This window comes from Streptomyces sp. NPDC042002 (genome assembly GCF_055588305.1).
This window is the reverse complement of record NZ_JBVJCT010000017.1, coordinates 121,550-139,914: the sequence shown is the minus strand read 5'-3', so window position 1 is coordinate 139,914 and position 18,365 is coordinate 121,550. Positions and strand designations below refer to the sequence as shown.

Below are 18,365 nucleotides of genomic sequence, written 5' to 3'. Positions count from 1 at the left end.
TGTAGGGGGTGGGGGCGGGCGGGGGACAAGGGGGCCACGGGGGGGTGGGGAGTGCTGCCCCCCCAACGGGGGGGGGGGGGGGGGAGGGGGGGGGGGGGGGGGTGCCCCCCCCCCCCCCCCCCCCCCCCCCCCCGCCATTCACCGGTCGCCGGTCGCCGACGCGATCAGAGCGTGGCGGTCGAGTCCGGGTAGTGGCCGGGCACGCGGTTGCGCGGTGCGACCAGGCTCGACACCACCGGGGTGACCGTCCAGTCCGGGTGGTTCGGCATGCGCGGTGTCCTCGTCCCGTACAGCCAGTCGTTCAGGAAGCCGGACTGGTCCTGTCCGGAGATCTCGGAGGCGACCGCGATGTAGTCCGCCGTGGTCGCCGAGGAGTCGCGGTGGCGCGCGAGGAAGGTGTGCTCGATGGTGTCGAAGACGTCCTCGCCGACGGCCTCACGCAGCGCGTAGAGCACCAGGACACCGCCCAGATAGCGCTGGCTGTCGAAGAGGTTGGCCTCGTTCGGCGCGGCGACGGGCCCGGAGTCCTTGCGCCACTGGTCGCCCCTGGCGTACGTGTCCTTCATCCGGGCTTCCATGGTGGTCAGGCCGAGTGAGTCGGCCCAGCCGCGCTCGTAGCGGTAGAGGAGGCCGTAGAAGTCCGCGTGGCCCTCGTTCAGCCACAGATCGGCCCAGTTGGCCGGGCTGACGCTGTTGCCGAACCAGGAGTGGACCAGCTCGTGCATCATGTGCGAGCCGATCTTCTTCTCCTCCTGGAGCAGGAAGTTCGGCTTGTAGAGCGTCAGGGTCTGGGTCTCCAGGCCCGTGAAGTCGAAGGCGTTCGCGTCGTCGGAGTTGCAGGGCAGCAGCCCGTACGTCTCGAACGGATAGGCGCCGAGCCGCTGTTCCAGCCAGTCGAGGAGGCCGGGGGTGAGCGCGAGGGCCGGCTCCAGCGCGGCGGCGCGCGCGGTCGGGACGACGTCGCGCAGCCCCAGCCCGTGCGGTCCCTGCCGCTCCTTGACGGTGTAGTCGCCAACCGTGATCTGCACCAGCTCGGTGGCTATCGGGGAACCCGAGCGGTACGTGTACGCGGTCCGGTCGCCGTCCAGGCTCTCCGTGCCGATCAGTCTGCCGTTCGCGACACCGCGCAGGGTGTTCGGCACGGTGATGCGGAAGCTGAAGTCCGCCTTGTCCACCGGGTGGTCATTGCACGGGAAAACGGTGTGCGCGGAGTTCGGCTGCGGACAGATCGCGAAGCCGTCGGGGGTGGGAACCCAGGCGGTGTGCGCGAGCGCCTTCGCCGGGTCGGCGCCGTACTCGACGCAGACCGCGACGGAGCGGGACTCCGGCAGGGTCCGGACCGGGGTGACCCGCAGTTTCTCGTCCGCCTGCTCGAAGGCCGCCGCGACACCGCCGACCTGGACCGCGCGCACATCCAGGCCGAGCGCGTCGAGCGAGAAGCGGGAGAGGTCCTGGGTCGCCCTGATCATCAGGACGGCCTTGGCGTCGACCAGCCGGGTCGTGGCGTCGTACGAGAAGTCGAGGTGGTACGCCTCGACGCGGTAGCCGTCGTTGCCGAGGGCCGGGTAGACGGAGTCGCCGAGGGTCTCCGCGCCCGGGGTGCCCTGGTCAGGCCGTAAGGCGAGGGGCCGCGCCGAGGCCGTGGGTGCGGCGACGAGCACGGCGGCCGTGCCGAGCAGCGCGGCCGCGGGGGCCGTCACTCTGGTGCGATTTCTCATGGTTCGCTTTCGTTCGGGCGGCAAAGAACCCGGAGGCCCGCCGCAAGATCGATTGGGTGGTCACCCTTCTGTACGCCTGGGCGGGGCGCCCGGTTGCCCTCGATCGGCGTTTCCGGCGTTCACTCCGGCCCCCGCGTTCACATCCGCCCGGCCCGGCGTGACGCGGGCGGTGTCCACTCGGAGCCGCCAGGTCCGACGCGGACGGCGGATTTCCCCCACGCCCGGCCGGGTCCGGGACGGACCCCTGTCGAGCCGGGGCCGCTCACGAGATATCTTGATGTCGAGCAATGTTGCAGACGTGGAGCGGAGCACCCGGTGACTGACTCGACCATCATCTACACGCACACTGACGAGGCCCCGGCCCTGGCGACGTATTCGTTCCTGCCGGTGGTCCAGGCGTACGCCTCGCAGGCGGGTGTCACTGTGGAGACCCGTGACATCTCGCTGGCCGGGCGCATCATCGCCCTCTTCCCGGAGTTCCTCCAGGAGGACCAGCGCATCGCGGACGCCCTGTCCGAGCTCGGTGAGCTGGCCAAGACGCCCGGCGCGAACATCATCAAGCTGCCGAACATCTCGGCCTCGATCCCCCAGCTCAAGGCGGCCGTCGCCGAGCTTCAGGCGCAGGGCTACGCGCTCCCGGACTACCCGGACGACCCGAAGTCGGACGAGGAGCGCGACATCCGCGCCCGTTACGACAAGGTCAAGGGCAGCGCCGTGAACCCGGTGCTGCGCGAGGGCAACTCCGACCGCCGCGCCCCCGCGTCGGTCAAGAACTACGCCAAGACCCACCCGCACCGCATGGGCAAGTGGACGTCCGACTCGAAGACGAACGTCGCCACCATGGGCGTCGACGACTTCCGCTCCACCGAGAAGTCCGCGGTGGTCTCCGAGGCCGGCTCGCTGCGGATCGAGCTGGTCGGCGACGACGGCTCCACCACCGTGCTGCGCGAGTCCGTACCCGTCCTCGCGGACGAGGTCGTGGACGCGTCCGTCCTGCACGTCGCGCCGCTGCGCGAGTTCCTCACGGAGCAGATCGCCCGGGCCAAGGCCGAGGACGTGCTGTTCTCGGTGCACCTCAAGGCCACGATGATGAAGGTCTCCGACCCGATCGTCTTCGGTCACGTGGTGCGCGCCTTCTTCCCGAAGACGTTCGCGGCGCACGGCGCGGCCCTCGCCGCCGCCGGCCTGTCCCCGAACGACGGTCTCGGCGGCATCTACAAGGGCCTGGAGGCGCTGCCCGAGGGTGCCGAGATCAAGGCGTCCTTCGACGCCGAGCTCGCCGAGGGCCCGGCCCTCGCGATGGTCGACTCCGACAAGGGCATCACCAACCTGCACGTGCCGTCCGACGTCATCGTCGACGCCTCGATGCCGGCCATGATCCGCACCTCCGGCCACATGTGGGGCCCGGACGGCCAGGAGGCCGACACGCTCGCGGTCCTGCCGGACAGCAGCTACTCGGGTGTCTACCAGGTCGTCATCGACGACTGCCGCGCCAACGGCGCCTTCGACCCGTCGACCATGGGCACCGTCCCGAACGTCGGTCTGATGGCGCAGAAGGCCGAGGAGTACGGCAGCCACGACAAGACCTTCGAGATCCCGGCCACCGGCACGGTCCGCCTCGTCGACCAGGCCGGAAACGTCGTCCTGGAGCAGGCGGTCTCCGCCGGCGACATCTTCCGCGCCTGCCAGACCAAGGACGCCCCGATCCGCGACTGGGTGAAGCTGGCCGTCACCCGCGCCCGCGCCACCGGCGACCCGACCGTGTTCTGGCTGGACGAGGACCGCGCGCACGACGCCGTGCTCATCGAGAAGATCAAGCGGTACCTGCCGGAGCACGACACCGAGGGCCTGGACATCCGCGTCCTGTCCCCGGTCGAGGCGACCAAGCTGTCCGTGGAGCGCATCCGCCGCGGCGAGAACACGATCTCGGTCACCGGCAACGTGCTGCGCGACTACCTGACCGACCTGTTCCCGATCCTGGAGCTGGGCACCAGCGCCAAGATGCTGTCGATCGTCCCGCTGATGGCGGGCGGCGGCCTCTTCGAGACGGGCGCGGGCGGCTCCGCGCCGAAGCACGTGCAGCAGCTCGTCAAGGAGAACTACCTGCGCTGGGACAGCCTCGGTGAGTTCCTCGCGCTGGCCTCCAGCTTCGAGCACCTCGCGACCACCACGGGCAACGCGCGCGCCCAGGTGCTCGCCGACACCCTCGACCGCGCGACGGCGACCTTCCTCAACGAGGACAAGTCGCCGACCCGTCGCGTCGGTGGCATCGACAACCGCGGCAGCCACTTCTTCCTCTCCCTGTACTGGGCGGACGAGCTGGCGCGGCAGAGCGACGACGCGGACCTCGCCAAGGCGTTCGCCCAGCTCGCCGAGACGCTCACCGCGCAGGAGGCGACGATCGTCTCCGAGCTGAACGCGGTCCAGGGCGACCCGGCCGACATCGGCGGCTACTACCAGCCCGACCCGGCCAAGGCCGCGACGGTCATGCGCCCGTCCGCCACCTGGAACGAGACACTGGCGATCCTCGCCTGACCCACGCACCACCCAGCACCACCCCCGCGGGCCCAGCTCCGCGCACGCCGCCCCGGCCGGATCCTCCGGCCGGGGCGGCGTCGTCGTGAGGACCGCCCGGCGCGTCACGGTGACAGCTGCGGCCCACCTGGGGGATCACCGGTGGCGGGCCGGAACGGCCGTTCATAACTTCGGCCTATGACCAAACAACAGATGGCCTACCTCGCGTGCACCGCGGTGGTCGTGGCCTCCGGCGTGGGTGCCGCTCTGCCGGCCGACCACCCGTCGGTGCACCTGGTACGCCCGGGTGAATCCATCCAGAAGGCCGTGAACTCGGCGCGCGCGGGCGACACCGTCGTCGTCGCCCCCGGCACCTATCACGAGAGCGTCACCATCACGGTGCCGGACCTGACCCTGCGGGGCGCGAGCGCCCGTACCACCGTCATCGTGCCGGGTACCTCCACCACCGACGCGTGCGCCAAGGCGGGCAACGGCATTTGTGTGACAGGGACGGACAAGAGTCCCGTCCGGGGTGTCACCGTCGCCTCACTGACCCTCAGGGGCTTCTCCAAGCAGGGTCTGTGGGCGTCGGGGACCGACGGTCTGACGGTCCGCGGGGTGACCGCCGAGAAGAACGGCCAGTGGGGCCTCGCCGAGGAGAGGTCCGTTCGCACGAAGTTCGTCCGCAACGTCGCGAAGGACAACGGCGACGCCGGAGTGTTCCTTTCCAACACGGTCGCCACCGAGGAGGGAGCCCGCGACACCCTGGGAACGGTCGTCGCCCACAACCAGCTCAGCGGCAACCGGATCGGCATCACGGTGCGGCGGCTGCGGAACCTGACCGTCGCCCGCAACGACGCCACCGGCAACTGCACCGCCGTGTTCATCGTGGGTGACGAGAACAAGCCGCGCGTCGGGGACCTGTCCGTGCGCCGGAACTACATCCACGCCAACAACAAGTCCTGCCCCAAGACCGCCCGGCTGCCCGCCCTCCAGGGTTCGGGGATCGTCCTCACCGGTGCGGAGGACGTGCGCGTGACGCTCAACAGGGTCGAGGACAACGTGGGCACGTCCCCGCTGTCGGGCGGCATCGTGCTGTTCAAGAGCTTCGTGGGCGCGCTCAGCGAGCGCAACGTCGTGCGCGACAACGTGGTCCTGCGCAACGGCCCGTCCGACCTCGCCAACCGCGACACCGGCAAGGGCAACACGTTCCCGGGCAACACCTGCAAGGTCTCCGAGCCCGCCGGACTGTGCTGACGTCCCGGCCCGACCGCAGAACCGGGTCCGCACCCCCGTACGGCCCGGTCCCGTCTCCCTGCAACCCGATCCGCCCCCCATTCGGACCGGTCCGCTCTCCCCGTACGGCACGACACCAGAAACGAGGCATTGAATGACGACTGTCGATCAGAGTCCCCCGCCGTCCATGCGGCTGAGGGAACTCGTCTTCGGGGCGGCCTGCGCCGCCGCCGTGCGCGCCGCGGCCCGGCTGGGGGTGGCGGACGCCCTGGACGACACGCCCATGAGCGCGGAGGACCTGGCCGGCGCGGTGAAGACCCAGCCGGGGACCCTGCGCCGGCTGCTGCGCGCCCTGTCCAGCCAGGGTGTCTTCGTGGAGCGCCCCGACGGCACGTTCGCGCACACGGAGATGTCCCGGCTGCTGCGCGAGGACGACCCGCACAGCCTGCGGTACATCGCCCTGTGGTGCACCGAGCCGTGGACGTGGAACGTCTGGCCGAAGCTCGACGAGGCGGTCCGCTCCGGCCGCAACGTCTTCGAGGACGTGTACGACAAGGAGTTCTTCCAGTACCTCAACGAGGACGCCCCCGAATCCGCGCACGTCTTCAACCGGGCCATGACGACGTCCAGTTCACAGTCCGCGCAGGACGTCGCCGCCCTGCTCGACCTGCGGGGCGTGAAGTCGGTCGCCGACATCGGAGGCGGCCAGGGCCACGTCGTGGCCAGTCTGCTGGAGAAGCACCCCGGCATGCACGGCACCCTGCTCGACCTGCCGGGCGTGGTCGAGAACGCCGATCCGCGCCTGCGCGGCGGCGGAGCGCTGGCCGACCGGGTGCGGATCGTGCCCGGGGACTGCCGTGAGGACATCCCGGTCCAGGCGGACGTGTACATCATCAAGAACATCCTGGAGTGGGACGACGAGAGCACCCGCCGGGCGCTCGCCAACGTCCGCAAGGCCGCACGGCCCGGTGCCCGGGTCGTCGTCATCGAGAACCTCGTGGACGACACCCCGTCGATGCGGTTCACCACAGCCATGGACCTGCTGCTGCTCCTCAACGTCGGCGGTGCCAAGCACACCCGGCAGAGCATGGTCGAACGGCTCACCGACGCGGGCCTGGTCATCGGCGAGATCCGCTCGGTGAACGCCTACCTGCACGCCTTCGAGTGCACCGTCCCCGGCTGACCGGACCGGTCCCCGACGAAAGCCGGAAAACCCGAGGCCGCCGGTTCCGCTTCATCGCGGAGCCGGCGGCCTCGGGTGGTGTCCGGACGCACGCTCAGCCGGCGGCGTCCCGCTCCCAGCGGTAGAAGCAGTGCGCCATGGCGTCCTTGGGGCTGCGCCAGGTCTGCGGGTCGTACGCGCTCACGTACGCCGACAGTTCCTCGCTGACGCTCCGGAACTCGGGGTGTCCGACGACCTTCGCGATGGCCGGTCCCGGGTCCCGCTCGGATTCGATGAGGTGCAGATACACGTCACCGAACTGGAAGAGGCTGCGCCGGTTGACTCCGATGAGGTGCGGGAGTTCACCCCGGTCGGAGGCGGCGAACACGTCGGAGATCGCCGGCGCCGAGCCGGGCGCCATGCGGGCGACGATCAGGGCGTGATGCATCGGGTGTCCTTCCTGTGCGGGTGGCGGCGGTCAGCGGGGCACGGCGGCCGGGCTGCGGCGCTCACGGGCGGCCTGCTCGATCCGGTCCCGGATGAGGGCCATCTGCGTGACGGAGTTGCGGTTGATGTTGTCCGTCATCCAGGCGTCGTCGACCGGGGCGTCGGGCTTCATCGCGAAGTCCTGCACCCAGCGCATGTGGGTGCCGGCCGGGGTCTCCTCGTACTCCCAGCGGATGTTCATGTGCGCGAACGGTCCGGTCTCGACGCGGCGCGCCCGGACGGTCCGCCCGGCCCGGTCGACGGTTCTCTGCGAGACCCAGCTCCACACCTTGCCGTTCTCGTCCGGGTGCATGGTGAGGCGGAAGGTCGTCGTGTCGCCGTCCCGGGAGAGGACTTCGAGGGCCGCGTACTCGCTGAAGAGCCGTGGCCAGTTCTCGATGTCGTTGGTGATGTCCCAGACGAGGTCGAGCGGGGCGTCGATGACGATGCTGTTCTCGGTGTGTCCGGCCACTTCAGGCTCCAGCCTTGAGGGTGTCGTTGACGAGATCGAGGAACGCGCGGGGGGTCTTGCAGCGCTCCGCGTCGGGCGGCAGGGGCCGGCTGTACCGGTTCTCCAGCTCGCCGACGATGCCGAGCAGAGCGAGCGAGTCGAGTCCGAGGGTGCCGAACGGCGAGTCCAGGGACTGCGCGAGTTCCTTGGGGTCGACGGTGATCCCGGCCGCCTTCTTCATGAGCGCGGCCAGTTCGTCGACGGTGACTTCGGTGGTGATCATGCGGGTGTTCTCCTCACGTGCGGCCCGGACTACCGGGCGTGGTCCCCGCCCCGGCGTACGACGAGGGCCGCGTTGGACCCCATGAGTCCCCTGCTGAGGATCAGGGCCGTGCGCAGTTCGGCGGGTCGGGCGTTCGACGTCACCAGGTCGAGGTCGTGGCAGATGTCGAACACGTTGGGGGTGGGGGGAATCTGGCCGTGCTCCATCGCGAGCACCGCGGCCGCGGTGTCCAGCAGGGGTGCCCCGCAGTAGGCACGGCCGATTCCCGTCTTGGGTGCCGTGACGGGGACCCGGGTCCCGTGCGCCCCGAGGGCGTCGGCGATGGCCAGGGCCTCGGCGCGGTCGGCCGCCGGGACGCCCAGCGCGTCGGCGAAGACGACGTCGATCTCCTCCGGGGCGCAGTCGGCCTCGGCGAGGGCACTCCGGATCGCGTGCGCGAGTCCTTCGCGGGACCGCTCCCACTGCGAGGCGCCGGTGAACGTGGCCGCGTGTCCGGCCACGACGGCCCGGACGGCCGCTCCCCGGTCGCGCGCACGCCGCTCGTCCTCCACGACGAGCATGGCGCCGCCTTCCGCCGGCACGAAGCCGCAGGCCCCCTTGGTGAAGGGGCGGTAGGCGCGAGACGGGTCCTCGACGGTGCTGAGCTCGGGGTAGGCGAGCTGGCAGACCATCGAGTACGGGGCCAGCGGCGCCTCCGCGGCGCCGACGACCATCGCGGCGGTGCCGCGCCGTACGCCCCGGGCGGCGTGCGCGATGGCGTCCAGTCCCCCGGCCTCGTCGCTCGCGACGACTCCGCAGGGCCCCTTGAAGCCGCCGCGGATGGAGATCTGGCCGGTGCTGGCGGCGTAGAACCAGGCGATGGACTGGTACGGGCCGACGAACCGGGAGCCCTGGCCCCACAGTTTCTGCAGTTCGCGCTGGCCGAACTCGCCGCCGCCTGATCCGGCGGCGGTGACCACGCCGACGTCGTACGCCTCCTCGGGGTCGACCGGTCCGAGGCCCGCGTCGTCGAGGGCGAGGACGGTCGCGGCCATCGCGAAATGGCTGAAGCGGTCGGTCTGGACGAGGAACCGCTCCTCGATGAGGTCCGCGGCGTCGAAGGCCCGGACCTCACCCGCGACGCGCAGCGGCAGGTGCTCACAGCCCTCGCGGGTGATCCGGTCCAGAACGCCGAGGCCTTCCCTGACGGACTTCCAGTAGGCGTCGGCGCGCAGTCCGTTGGGCGCGATCACACCGATGCCGGTGACGGCCGCGCGCCGGGGGCGCTGAGTGCTCATCGTGTCCTCCCAGCCGGCCCGGTCAGAAGCACCGCGGACTGGAACCCGCCGAACCCGCTGCCGACGGAGAGCACATTCCTGAGCTTCCGGGGGCGTGCGGTGCGCGGCACGTAGTCCAGGTCGCACTCGGGGTCGGGGGTTTCGTAGTTCGCCGTGGGCGGTACCACCTGGTGCTTCAGGGCGAGGACGCAGGCGACGACCTCGATGGCGCCGATCGCGCCCAGTGAGTGGCCCACCATGGATTTGATGGAGCTCATGGGCGTGTTGTAGGCGTGCTCGCCCAGGGACTGCTTGACCGCGGCGGTCTCGTGCCGGTCGTTCTGCCGGGTACCCGAGCCGTGCGCGTTGACGTAGTCGATCAGCGAGGGGTCGATGCGGGCCTGGTCGAGTGTGCTGTCGATCGCCCGGGACATTTCCAGACCCTCGCTGGTCAGACCGGTCATGTGATAGGCGTTGCCGTAGGTGGCGTAGCCGCCTATCTCGCAGTAGATGTGCGCGCCGCGGGCCCGTGCGTGCTCGTACTCCTCCAGGACCAGCACGGCCGCGCCCTCGCCCATGACGAAGCCGTTGCGGTGGGCGTCGAAGGGCCGGGAGGCGTGCTCGGGGTCGTCGTTGTCGGGCGACGTGGCCTTGATGGCGTCGAAGCAGGCCATCGTGATCGGGGATATCGGCGAGTCGGACGCCCCGGCTATGCAGACGTCGGCCCGGCCCTCCTCGATGGTGTGGAAGGCGTATCCGACCGCGTCGAGCCCTGAGGTGCAGCCGGTCGAGACGGTCTGCACCGGTCCCTGCGCCCCGAACCGCTCGGCGACGACCGAGGCGAGCGTGCTGGGCGAGAACGCCAGGTGCAGCTGCGGGTCGGCGGTGCGGTGGTCCACGTCCCACCGCCGGCCGCCTTCGCTGACCAGGACGTAGTCGTGCTCCAGACGGGTGGTGCCGCCGACGGCGCTGCCCAGGCAGACTCCGACGCGCCAGGGGTCCTCCCGGCCGGCGTCGAGTCCTGAGTCACGGACGGCTTCCCCGGCGGCGACCACCGCGAACTGTATGTAGCGGTCGGCGTGGCGGCTCAGTTCCGGGTCGAGTCCGTGCTCGAGCGGGTCGAAGTCGCATTCGGCGGCTATACGCGAGCGCAGTCCCGCCGGGTCGAACAGCGTGATGCCGCGGGTCGCGGTGCGGCCGGCCGCGAGGAGGTCCCAGAACGCCTTCGTCCCGGTGCCTCCCGGAGCGACCACACCGATTCCGGTGACGGCCACCCGCCGGGTCACTGTATGGCCCCACTTCGCTCGGACGGCTGTCCGTGGTCCGGCGCGGACAGGTCGGGCCCGCCGATGACGACCTCGTGGCCGGGCGCGGCTTCGGTCTCCTCCGTGTCTACGTGGCCGAGGCTCGGACGCGGGGCGAGCGGGCCCAGGTGGAAGACCATGCGGGCCTCCTCGTCGCCGACGTTGCGGAAGCGGTGCCTCATGTCGATCGGGATCAACAGGCCCTGGTCGGGCCGGAGCGCGAACGCCTCACCGTCCAGATCCACTTCGAGGGCGCCGCTCACCACGTACACGAACTCCTCGGAGTACGGGTGGTAGTGCTCGCCGATGCGCTCGCCGGGCTGGATGATGGCCAGGCCCATGAAGCCGCTGGTGGATCCCGCCGTGGCGGGCGTGAGCAGGGCCCGGATGTCTCCTCCGCGCCTGCGGTTGGGTTCCGTCTCGCTCAGGTCCACGATGCGTGGATGGTGCTTGATCATGCTTGGTACCTCCGGGTGTGGCGAGGACGCCGGATGGGACGTCCGGGAACGCGGGCTGCGGCGGTCCGTCAGGAGCCCGCCGAGCTTCGGTCGGTGACGGGCAGCATGTCGGCGTGCGACAGGAGGCGGTTGATGTTGCGTTCCGTCCCCAGGGAGCCCTCGACGCCGATCGCGGCACCGTCGAGGAGGCGCTCCAGCTCGGCGGCCTTCTTGGCGCCCTTGAGACCGAGGGAGGCGACGGGGTCGAGGTCGAGGTCGCCCACGATGTCGATGAGCCGCACCACGATGTCGTCGCGCTGGAAGACGGTGCTGCTGTACACCGGGCTGTCCTTGTCGTCGGCCGCGGACTCGTCCTGGTGGGCGAGCAGCCGGGCCAGTTCCATCCCGCAGCCGGGCCTGGCCGGGTAGTACAGCGCGTGCCGGCTCAGCTTCGCGGGTTCCTTGCGGCCGGAGACCACGTGGTGCACGGCCGGGAGGGCCGCGCGGGTGAAGAAGACCCGCGCCGAGTCGGCGTCGCTGAGGTCCCGGTCCTGCTCCAGGTAGGGGTTGATGGCCTCCTCGACCGCCCTCACCTCCGGCTGGCGCGATACGTGGCGCAGCGCGGCGAGGAGGTCGCCCTCCACCTCGACGGCCCGCACGACGCGGTTGCCGTGCATGAACAGCGAGGTGCGGCGCAGCCGGGTCTTGTCGTCCACCTGGGCCTGGGGCGACTGGTAGCCGGCCAGGATCTCGGCGACCTTCGACTCGGATCCGGGCTTGACGGTGAAGGTGAGGGCGTGGCGCGCCACGCCGTCGCCGACGCGGGCCTCGACCTGCCGGGGCGCCCTGGCCGACTCCGGGGTGAGCGGTTCGGCGGGGCTGGTCTCGCGGAGGATGCTGTAGCGCATCGACCGGGTGTCCCGGACGCAGCTGTGCATCGGCCGGACGGTTTCGACGTGCTCCTCGCTGTTCACCCAGGCGAGGAAGGGCGGGGCGCTCTCCCACTCGCTGGTGATGAGCCACTGCGAGGGGTTCTCGATCGACTGGCAGAGCTGGTCGCTGATGTGGCCGGGGATCGAGGCGACCTGGTTGCGCATGAGTTCGTACGCGTCGAGGAACTGCTGCTGAGCGCCTTCGTACAGGTCGAGCAGCAGGATCACCCGAAGCTTCGAGCCGTCGAAGGCCGACTGCGAGATACGTCCCGAGATGGACATTGCGGCACACCTCTCCTCTTCGTCACGGGAGTCAGGAACGACCGCGGGTATCCGAAACGCCGGGGCCGCCATGAACTGATCGTTGACGCGAGGCCGGAAGTCCGCGAGCCCCACGGGTCGGACGAGTGAACCGCGCGCCATCCGGGTGCCCCCGCCGAGCGAACCGGTCCCTTCGGGGGATGGAATTTGCGTACCCATTCCTCACTCACGTCGCAGGTGACGCTGGAGGCAGTCAATGAACCGATTCGAAGACGCCGGAGACATCGGTCACCACACGCCCGTCCTCATCGTCGGCGGCTCGCTGGTGGGCCTGTCCACCTCGCTGTTCCTGGGGCGCCTCGGGGTGCCGCACATCCTGGTCGAGCGCCACGCGGGTACCTCGATCCACCCGCGCGGACGCGGCAACAATGTGCGCACCATGGAGATCTTCCGGGTGGCCGGGGTGCAGCGGCGCATCGAGGAGGCCGCGTCGGTCCTCGCGGACAACCACGGCATCCTGCAGACGCCGACCCTGGTGGGCGATGCCGGGGAGTGGCTGTTCAAGGAGATCGACCCGGGTGGCGGGCTGGCCCGTTTCAGCCCGGGCGCCTGGTGCCTGTGCAGCCAGAACGACCTCGAACCGGTGCTGCTGAAGAGCGCCCGGGAGCTGGGCGCCGACCTGCGGTTCTCCACGGAGCTGATGTCGTTCGAGCAGGACTCCGATGGAGTGACGGCGAAGGTCAAGAGCCGGGAGACCGGCGAGCACACCACGATCCGCGCGGACTACCTCGTGGCGGCGGACGGTCCGCGCAGCCCGGTCCGCGACGCGCTCCGCATCGGGCGGACGGGGCCGGGCGACCTGTTCCACAACGTGAGCCTCACGTTCACCTCCCGCGGGCTCGCGGACGTCGTCGGCGACCGGCGGTTCATCGTCTGCTATCTGACCGATCCGGAGGCCGACGGGGCTCTGCTGCCCGTGGACAACAAGGAGCACTGGGTCTTCCACGCTCCCTGGCACCCCGAACACGGGGAAACCCTGGAGGAGTTCACCGACGAGCGCTGCGTGGAGCACATCCGCCGGGCCATCGGTGTGCCGGATCTCGATGTGGAGATCACCGGCCGGGCGGCATGGCACGCGGCCGAGCGGGTCGCCGAACGGTACGCGCAGGGACGGGTGTTCCTGGCCGGCGACTCGGCCCACGAGATGTCCCCCACGGGGGCGTTCGGCTCCAACACCGGTATCCAGGACGCGCACAACCTCGCCTGGAAGCTGTCCGCGGTGCTGGGCGGCTGGGCCGGCCCGGGGCTGCTGAAGTCGTACGACGCCGAGCGCCGGCCGGTGGCGGAGGCGACGAGCGCACGCGCCTCGTCGCGTTCGGTCGAGCACAGCCACCCGGGCTACACCCCGGAGCCCGGAGCCGCCGGCCAGGGCGGGCAGGGCGGCCCCGGCGGCAGGAAGGGCGGGATTCTCAATGTGGCGCTCGCCTACCGCTACCCGAAGGGCGCGGTCCTGGGCGCCGACGCGGCCGCTCCGGTCGTACCGGAGGGCGTACGGCTGACGGGCGAGCCGGGAAGCCGGGCGCCGCACCTGTGGCTGACCCGCGCCGGCGCCCGGATCTCCAGCCTCGATCTGTACGAGCGTTCCATGGTGCTGCTGAGCTCGGCGGACGGCCCCGGCGCGTGGCACGCGGCGGCGAAGGACACCGCCCGGCAGCTGTCCGTCCCGCTCGACTCGTACCGGATCGGCGGCGGTCCCGAGGCGGACCTGGTCCCCGCGGGCGACACGGACTGGGCGCAGGTCCACGGAGTCGCCGCGGACGGTGCGGTGCTGGTCCGCCCCGACGGCTTCGTCGCCTGGCGGTCCGAGGGCCCGTCCAAGGACCCCCGGACGACCCTGCGCAAGGCCCTGGTCGCGCTCCTAGACCAGGCCTGACCTGCCCTTTCCGGGCGCTGTCGGAACACCGCCCGGCCTGGCGGCCGACGGCCGTCCCCCGTGGTACGCGGAAACGGCCGGAGGCCGTATCGGATGTCCGATACGGCCTCCGGCCGACCTGTCGGCGGGGCGGGTCAGAGCTGCGGAGACGGGCCGATCAGGTCGAGGCGGAACGCGTTGGCCCCGGCCTGGAACCGGCTTTCGGCGTTGAGCGCGAGGAGGATCGCGGCGATGTGCCGTCGGCAGGTGCGCAGGGAGACGCCGGTACGGCGGGCGATCGACTCGTCCTTGGCGCCGGCCGCCAGCAGTTGCAGGATCCGCAGCTTCAGCGGGTCGTCGGCCAGGTTGTCCGGGTCCGTCGAGGAGTCGTCGACGGATTCCCCGGCCCCGACGGCCCGCACGGGCGGCATGGACCGCGTGGACCGCGTAGACCGCTCGGCGGGCACCGCGGTGGACCAGGCGGCCTCGAAGAGGAGCCGGGCGAGCCGGACGGCGGCCGGTTCGCGGAGGACCGCGACTGCCGGTTCGCCTCCCGGTAAGGCCTGTGGCACCAAGGCGATCCGATCGTCGACCAGCAGGATCTCCTGCGGGAGACCGGGGCTGCTCCGCACCTCGGTCTCCCCGGTTCTCGGGTGGGCCTCCAGCAGCCGCCCGGCGCGGGCCGCGTCGGGCACCGAGTCCAGCAGGGCCCGCACCCGCACCTCGCCGGACAACCCGTCCAGCCCCCGGCCGAACAGCGGCGCGAGCGCGGACGGCCGTCGGCCGCCGGACCGCAGCCAGTCCACCCCTGACCGGCAGTCGGTGGCCAGTGAGCGGAGCAGCGTCGAGAGCGCTTCGGTGCCCACGGCGCGCTCGGTGACCGGTCCGTCGAAGGCGGCGGAGACCTGCTTCTGCATCATGAGCAGGGAATCCAGCCGGCCCCCCGCCAGGTCGAGCACCGACCGCCAGTAGCTGCTCTCGCTGGCGAGCACGGCGTGGAGTCCCGACGCTGCCGCTTCGGCCGCGGCCGGCCACCGGGCGGCCGCCCGAACGACCGACGGGGTGACGGCGGGCGCGGATCCGAGCGGGGCGCATCCGGGAGATGCGTGGCCAAGAGGTGTGGGTCCGTGGGGCGTGGGGCATCGGCAGGTGCTGGGAGCGAACGCAGTTGCTGCCATGTCCGCCGCTGCCGCGCGGATACGCGTCAAGACTGCTCCTGGAGGAGGGATGAACGAGGCCCGCAGTCCCCGTTCTTGTGGTGGTGGGGGGCGACGTCGCCGAATCTATGGGCGAGGGGATTCGCCGGGCATCCGCAGAACTACCTAACTCATATACGTACTGAAGATCAGTCACCTAAGGTGAGCCCTGGTCGGGCACGGTCCCGACCGCCGGGGGCTCTGCTGGACCGGCGCTGGTGCAAGGTGGGGCGGGGCGGGGCCTGTGGACGTACCGGACGTTCGCTCGGGGCGGCCGGCCGGGCTGGTCGGCCGGGATGTCGAAGTCGCACGACTGGAACGCGCGGTCGGGCAACTGCTGAGCGGCCTCGGGGGAATCCTGGAGATCACCGGGGAGCCGGGGATCGGCAAGACCCGCCTGCTCCGGGAACTGTCCGCCGACGCCCGTTCGCGTGGCGTCCAGGTCCTGGAGGGCCGGGCGACCGAAGCCGAGACCGGGCTCGGGTTCGGGATCTACCAGGACGCGCTGGGCGACCGGTTCCGTGCCGAGGCAGCGGGACCGCTGCTGCCACCCGGTCTGGCCGACTCGCTCCAGCCGCTGCTCGGCGACGGCCCCGCGAACGAACTCTGGTCGGATCAGCCCGCACCCGTCGGCGCCGAGCGGGCGCGGACGCACCAGCGGGTGCGCTCGCTCCTCGGCCGGTGGGCCGAGCAGGCACCGACCCTGCTGATCCTGGACGACGCCCACTGGGCCGACCCGGGATCGATCGAGCTCACCGACCATCTGATCCACCATCGGGTGCGCGGGCCACTGCTGCTGGTGATCACCCATCGTCCCCGGCAGACGCCGCTGCGGCTGCTCGACGTCCTCGGCCGGGCCGACCAGAGCGGCCCGGCCGAGCGGGTCGAGGTCGGACCGCTGTCCGCCGCCGAGTCCGCCGCCCTCGCCCGCCTGGCGGGCGGCACCGGGCAGGCCGACGGCCGGTCGCACTGCTGGGACGAGATGCACCGGGAGAGTGGCGGCAACCCGCTCCTCCTGCTCGCCCTCGCCGACCTGGCGGGGGACGACGGAGCGGTCGGCGTCCGCCCGCCGGGCACCGGCGGCCGGACACTCGGCCAACCGGCGGCGGTGCTGCTCGGCGAGCTCGCCCTGGTGCCCGACGACGGCCGGTTACTCACCGCCGCTGCCGCCGTGCTCGGCGAACGCTTCCTGGTCGAGGCACTGGCGGAGGTCGCCGAACTCTCCACGGAGCGGGCCCACCACGCGGCCACCACGCTGACCCGGCGCGACATCCTGCGCCCGGTCCCGGGCACGCCCCAGCTGACGTTCCGCCACCCGGTCCTGCGCAGGCTGGTCCACCAGCACGCCGACCCGGTCTGGCGGGTCGGCGCACACCGCCGCGCGCTCGCCCGGCTGACCCGGGGCAGCGCCCCCGCGGTGGAGCGGGCCCGGCACGCCGAACGGTGCCTCGTCGACGCCGACCCGCAGGTCGTCCAGATCCTGGAGGAGGCCGCCGAGGCCGCGCTGCGGACCGCCCCGGGCGACGCCGCACGCTGGCTGGGCGTCGCTCTGCGGGCCATCCCCGACGCCCCCGCCGAACGCGACCGCCGGCTCCGGCTGGAGCTCGCGCGCACCCTCGCCCTGGCCACCTCGGGACAGCTGTCGGAGAGCCGCGACCTGCTGCACGAGGTGCTGGCCCGGGTCCCGACCGACCCGCTGGACCGGCGGATCGAGACCGCGATGCTGTGCGCCCGCACGGAACGCATGCTCGGTCACTACTCCGAGGCCGAGGCCCTGCTGCGCGACGAGCTGCCCAGGATCGCGGGCTGGTCCTCGCCCCAGGCGGTCGCGCTGATGACCGAGTACGGCACGGTGGCCCTGCTCACCGGAGGCTTCGCGGACGCCGACCCGTTCGTCGAACGGGCGGTGCGGATGGCCCGCGACCTCGGCGACCCGCCGGCCGAGGCGACGGCCCTCGCCGTACGCGGACTCGGCAGCATCTGCCTCGGCCGGGTCGACCAGGCCCGCCGGGAGCTGGCCGCGGGTGCCGCGCTGGCCGACCGGCTCTCCGACGCCGACCTCGCCCGGCAGCCGGAGGCACTCGGCCAGCTGGGCTGGGGCGAGCTGTTCGCCGAGCGGTACGCCGACGCGGCCCGCCACCACGACCGGGCTCTGCGCCTGACCCGCCGGAACGGCCAGGACCACGTGGTGCCGCACCTGCTGCTCGGCATCGGCTTCCGGCAGCTCTGGACGGGCGAGCTGCGGCAGGCCGAGCGGACCGCCGAGGGGGCCGAGGAGGTCGCCCGGCAACTCGGCATCCGTGAGCTCAGGGGCCTGGCGATGGCCCTCCGTGCGGCAGCGACGGGCTCGAACGCCCGACCCGCCGACGGAGCGGCCCTGGCACTCACCGAGGAGGCCGTCCGGTCCGCCCCGAGCGCGGGCTTGTGGAGCCGGAGCACGGTGGCCGTCCACGCACAGGCGCTGCTGGCGGCCGGTCAGGCCGCCCGCTGCGCCCGAGTCCTGCTGGACGCCGGGGGCGGCCCCGAGCTGCCGCTCACCCAGGTGATCTTCCGTCCGCTCTGGTACGCCCTGCTGTCGGCCGCCGCGCTGGCCACCGGCGACGTCGCACAGGCCGACACCTGGGCGGTGCTCGCGGACACCGTGGCCAACCGCCTCGGACTCCGCGGCCAGCAGGGCTTCGCCCGGCGGGCCGGAGGTCTGGTGGCCGCCGCCCGCGGCGAGCCCGTCCTGGCCGTGGAGGGCCTCGCGGCGGCGGCCGAGTGGTTCCAGGAAGCCGGGTTCGCCGTCCAGCGTGCGCTGACCCTGGCCATCGGCGCCCCCATCGCGGCCGCCGTCGGGGACCGCCGCCGGGCCGACGCCTGGCTGGACGAGGCCGACCGGCTGGCCGCCGAGACCGGCGCCGGCTCGATCGCCGGGCAGGCCGCCGCCGTCCGCCGGGGCCTGGCCGCGCGGTCCGGGACGGCCGGGCAGTCCCCGCCGGACACCGCTCCCCGCCTGGCCCTGCTCACCACACGGGAGCGGCAGATCACCGCGCTCGCGGTCGAGGGCACCCGGACCCGGGAGATCGCCGACCGCCTGTTCCTCAGCCCGCGCACCGTCGACGCCCACCTCGCGAAGATCTACCGCAAACTCGGCGTGACCTCCCGAACGGCGCTCGGCGCGCTGCTGGCCGCCGAGGGCGGTCGGCAGGCGCTCGGCCCTGACAGGCCCTAGCAG

General features: G+C 72.0%; 14 protein-coding genes. 5 read left to right on the top strand and 9 right to left on the bottom strand.

Features of this window, described 5'->3' with window-relative positions:
• Positions 1–164: 164 nt before the first annotated feature.
• Positions 165–1,718, bottom strand: a complete 1,554-nt coding sequence (locus ACZ6KY_RS24650; protein ID WP_469312445.1) for a M1 family metallopeptidase — start codon at positions 1,716–1,718, stop codon at positions 165–167.
• Positions 1,719–2,033: 315 nt separating this feature from the next.
• Between ACZ6KY_RS24650 and ACZ6KY_RS24645 the strand changes: the two genes are divergently transcribed.
• From ACZ6KY_RS24645 to ACZ6KY_RS24635, 3 genes are all read left to right on the top strand, one after another.
• The gene (locus tag ACZ6KY_RS24645; RefSeq protein WP_469312444.1) at positions 2,034–4,253 is read left to right on the top strand and encodes an NADP-dependent isocitrate dehydrogenase; all 2,220 of its coding nucleotides are present in this window, start codon (positions 2,034–2,036) and stop codon (positions 4,251–4,253) included.
• A 177-nt stretch (positions 4,254–4,430) separates the two neighbouring features.
• Positions 4,431–5,489, top strand: coding sequence for a right-handed parallel beta-helix repeat-containing protein (locus tag ACZ6KY_RS24640; RefSeq protein ID WP_469312443.1), 1,059 nt, complete (start codon positions 4,431–4,433; stop codon positions 5,487–5,489).
• Between the two features lie 133 nt (positions 5,490–5,622).
• Positions 5,623–6,651, top strand: a complete 1,029-nt coding sequence (locus ACZ6KY_RS24635; RefSeq protein WP_469312442.1) for a methyltransferase — start codon at positions 5,623–5,625, stop codon at positions 6,649–6,651.
• A gap of 94 nt (positions 6,652–6,745) precedes the next feature.
• Here ACZ6KY_RS24635 and ACZ6KY_RS24630 read toward each other — a convergent pair whose 3' ends face one another.
• The 7 genes from ACZ6KY_RS24630 to ACZ6KY_RS24600 all read right to left on the bottom strand — a co-directional run bounded on the left by ACZ6KY_RS24630 (position 6,746) and on the right by ACZ6KY_RS24600 (position 12,061).
• Positions 6,746–7,078, bottom strand: a complete 333-nt coding sequence (locus ACZ6KY_RS24630; RefSeq protein WP_469312441.1) for a TcmI family type II polyketide cyclase — start codon at positions 7,076–7,078, stop codon at positions 6,746–6,748.
• 30 nt (positions 7,079–7,108) lie between these two features.
• Positions 7,109–7,588 carry an SRPBCC family protein gene (locus ACZ6KY_RS24625; protein ID WP_469312440.1) on the bottom strand — a complete coding sequence of 160 codons (480 nt, stop codon included), beginning with the start codon at positions 7,586–7,588 and terminating at the stop codon, positions 7,109–7,111.
• Position 7,589: 1 nt separating this feature from the next.
• Positions 7,590–7,850 (bottom strand): acyl carrier protein, encoded by a 261-nt coding sequence (locus ACZ6KY_RS24620; RefSeq protein WP_469312439.1) that lies wholly within the window; start codon positions 7,848–7,850, stop codon positions 7,590–7,592.
• Positions 7,851–7,879: 29 nt separating this feature from the next.
• Entirely contained in the window at positions 7,880–9,127 is a 1,248-nt protein-coding gene (locus tag ACZ6KY_RS24615; RefSeq protein WP_469312438.1) for a ketosynthase chain-length factor, read from the bottom strand.
• Positions 9,124–10,392: a beta-ketoacyl-[acyl-carrier-protein] synthase family protein gene (locus tag ACZ6KY_RS24610; protein ID WP_469312437.1), complete on the bottom strand. Its 1,269-nt coding sequence runs from the start codon at positions 10,390–10,392 to the stop codon at positions 9,124–9,126. The genes ACZ6KY_RS24615 and ACZ6KY_RS24610 overlap by 4 nt, the downstream gene beginning before the upstream one ends.
• Positions 10,389–10,868, bottom strand: coding sequence for a cupin domain-containing protein (locus ACZ6KY_RS24605; RefSeq protein ID WP_469312436.1), 480 nt, complete (start codon positions 10,866–10,868; stop codon positions 10,389–10,391). Before ACZ6KY_RS24605 ends, ACZ6KY_RS24610 begins: the two co-directional genes overlap by 4 nt.
• 68 nt (positions 10,869–10,936) lie before the next feature.
• Positions 10,937–12,061, bottom strand: coding sequence for a SchA/CurD-like domain-containing protein (locus tag ACZ6KY_RS24600; protein ID WP_469312435.1), 1,125 nt, complete (start codon positions 12,059–12,061; stop codon positions 10,937–10,939).
• A 235-nt stretch (positions 12,062–12,296) separates the two neighbouring features.
• Here ACZ6KY_RS24600 and ACZ6KY_RS24595 point away from each other — a divergent pair, with 235 nt between their 5' ends.
• Positions 12,297–13,973 (top strand): FAD-dependent oxidoreductase, encoded by a 1,677-nt coding sequence (locus tag ACZ6KY_RS24595; RefSeq protein WP_469312434.1) that lies wholly within the window; start codon positions 12,297–12,299, stop codon positions 13,971–13,973.
• A gap of 134 nt (positions 13,974–14,107) precedes the next feature.
• Here the strand turns inward: ACZ6KY_RS24595 and ACZ6KY_RS24590 are convergent, their stop codons facing one another.
• The gene (locus ACZ6KY_RS24590; RefSeq protein WP_469312433.1) at positions 14,108–14,944 is read right to left on the bottom strand and encodes a helix-turn-helix transcriptional regulator; all 837 of its coding nucleotides are present in this window, start codon (positions 14,942–14,944) and stop codon (positions 14,108–14,110) included.
• Between the two features lie 448 nt (positions 14,945–15,392).
• Here ACZ6KY_RS24590 and ACZ6KY_RS24585 point away from each other — a divergent pair, with 448 nt between their 5' ends.
• Entirely contained in the window at positions 15,393–18,362 is a 2,970-nt protein-coding gene (locus ACZ6KY_RS24585) for a helix-turn-helix transcriptional regulator (protein WP_469312432.1), read from the top strand.
• The last annotated feature ends 3 nt before the right edge of the window (positions 18,363–18,365 follow it).

Coding starts and splice junctions, on each gene's coding strand:
- ACZ6KY_RS24650 (WP_469312445.1), bottom strand. CDS start 1,718: ATGAGAAATCGCACCAGAGTGACGGCCCCCGCGGCCGCGCTGCTCGGC.
- ACZ6KY_RS24640 (WP_469312443.1), top strand. CDS start 4,431: ATGACCAAACAACAGATGGCCTACCTCGCGTGCACCGCGGTGGTCGTG.
- ACZ6KY_RS24635 (WP_469312442.1), top strand. CDS start 5,623: ATGACGACTGTCGATCAGAGTCCCCCGCCGTCCATGCGGCTGAGGGAA.
- ACZ6KY_RS24630 (WP_469312441.1), bottom strand. CDS start 7,078: ATGCATCACGCCCTGATCGTCGCCCGCATGGCGCCCGGCTCGGCGCCG.
- ACZ6KY_RS24620 (WP_469312439.1), bottom strand. CDS start 7,850: ATGATCACCACCGAAGTCACCGTCGACGAACTGGCCGCGCTCATGAAG.
- ACZ6KY_RS24615 (WP_469312438.1), bottom strand. CDS start 9,127: ATGAGCACTCAGCGCCCCCGGCGCGCGGCCGTCACCGGCATCGGTGTG.
- ACZ6KY_RS24605 (WP_469312436.1), bottom strand. CDS start 10,868: ATGATCAAGCACCATCCACGCATCGTGGACCTGAGCGAGACGGAACCC.
- ACZ6KY_RS24600 (WP_469312435.1), bottom strand. CDS start 12,061: ATGTCCATCTCGGGACGTATCTCGCAGTCGGCCTTCGACGGCTCGAAG.
- ACZ6KY_RS24595 (WP_469312434.1), top strand. CDS start 12,297: ATGAACCGATTCGAAGACGCCGGAGACATCGGTCACCACACGCCCGTC.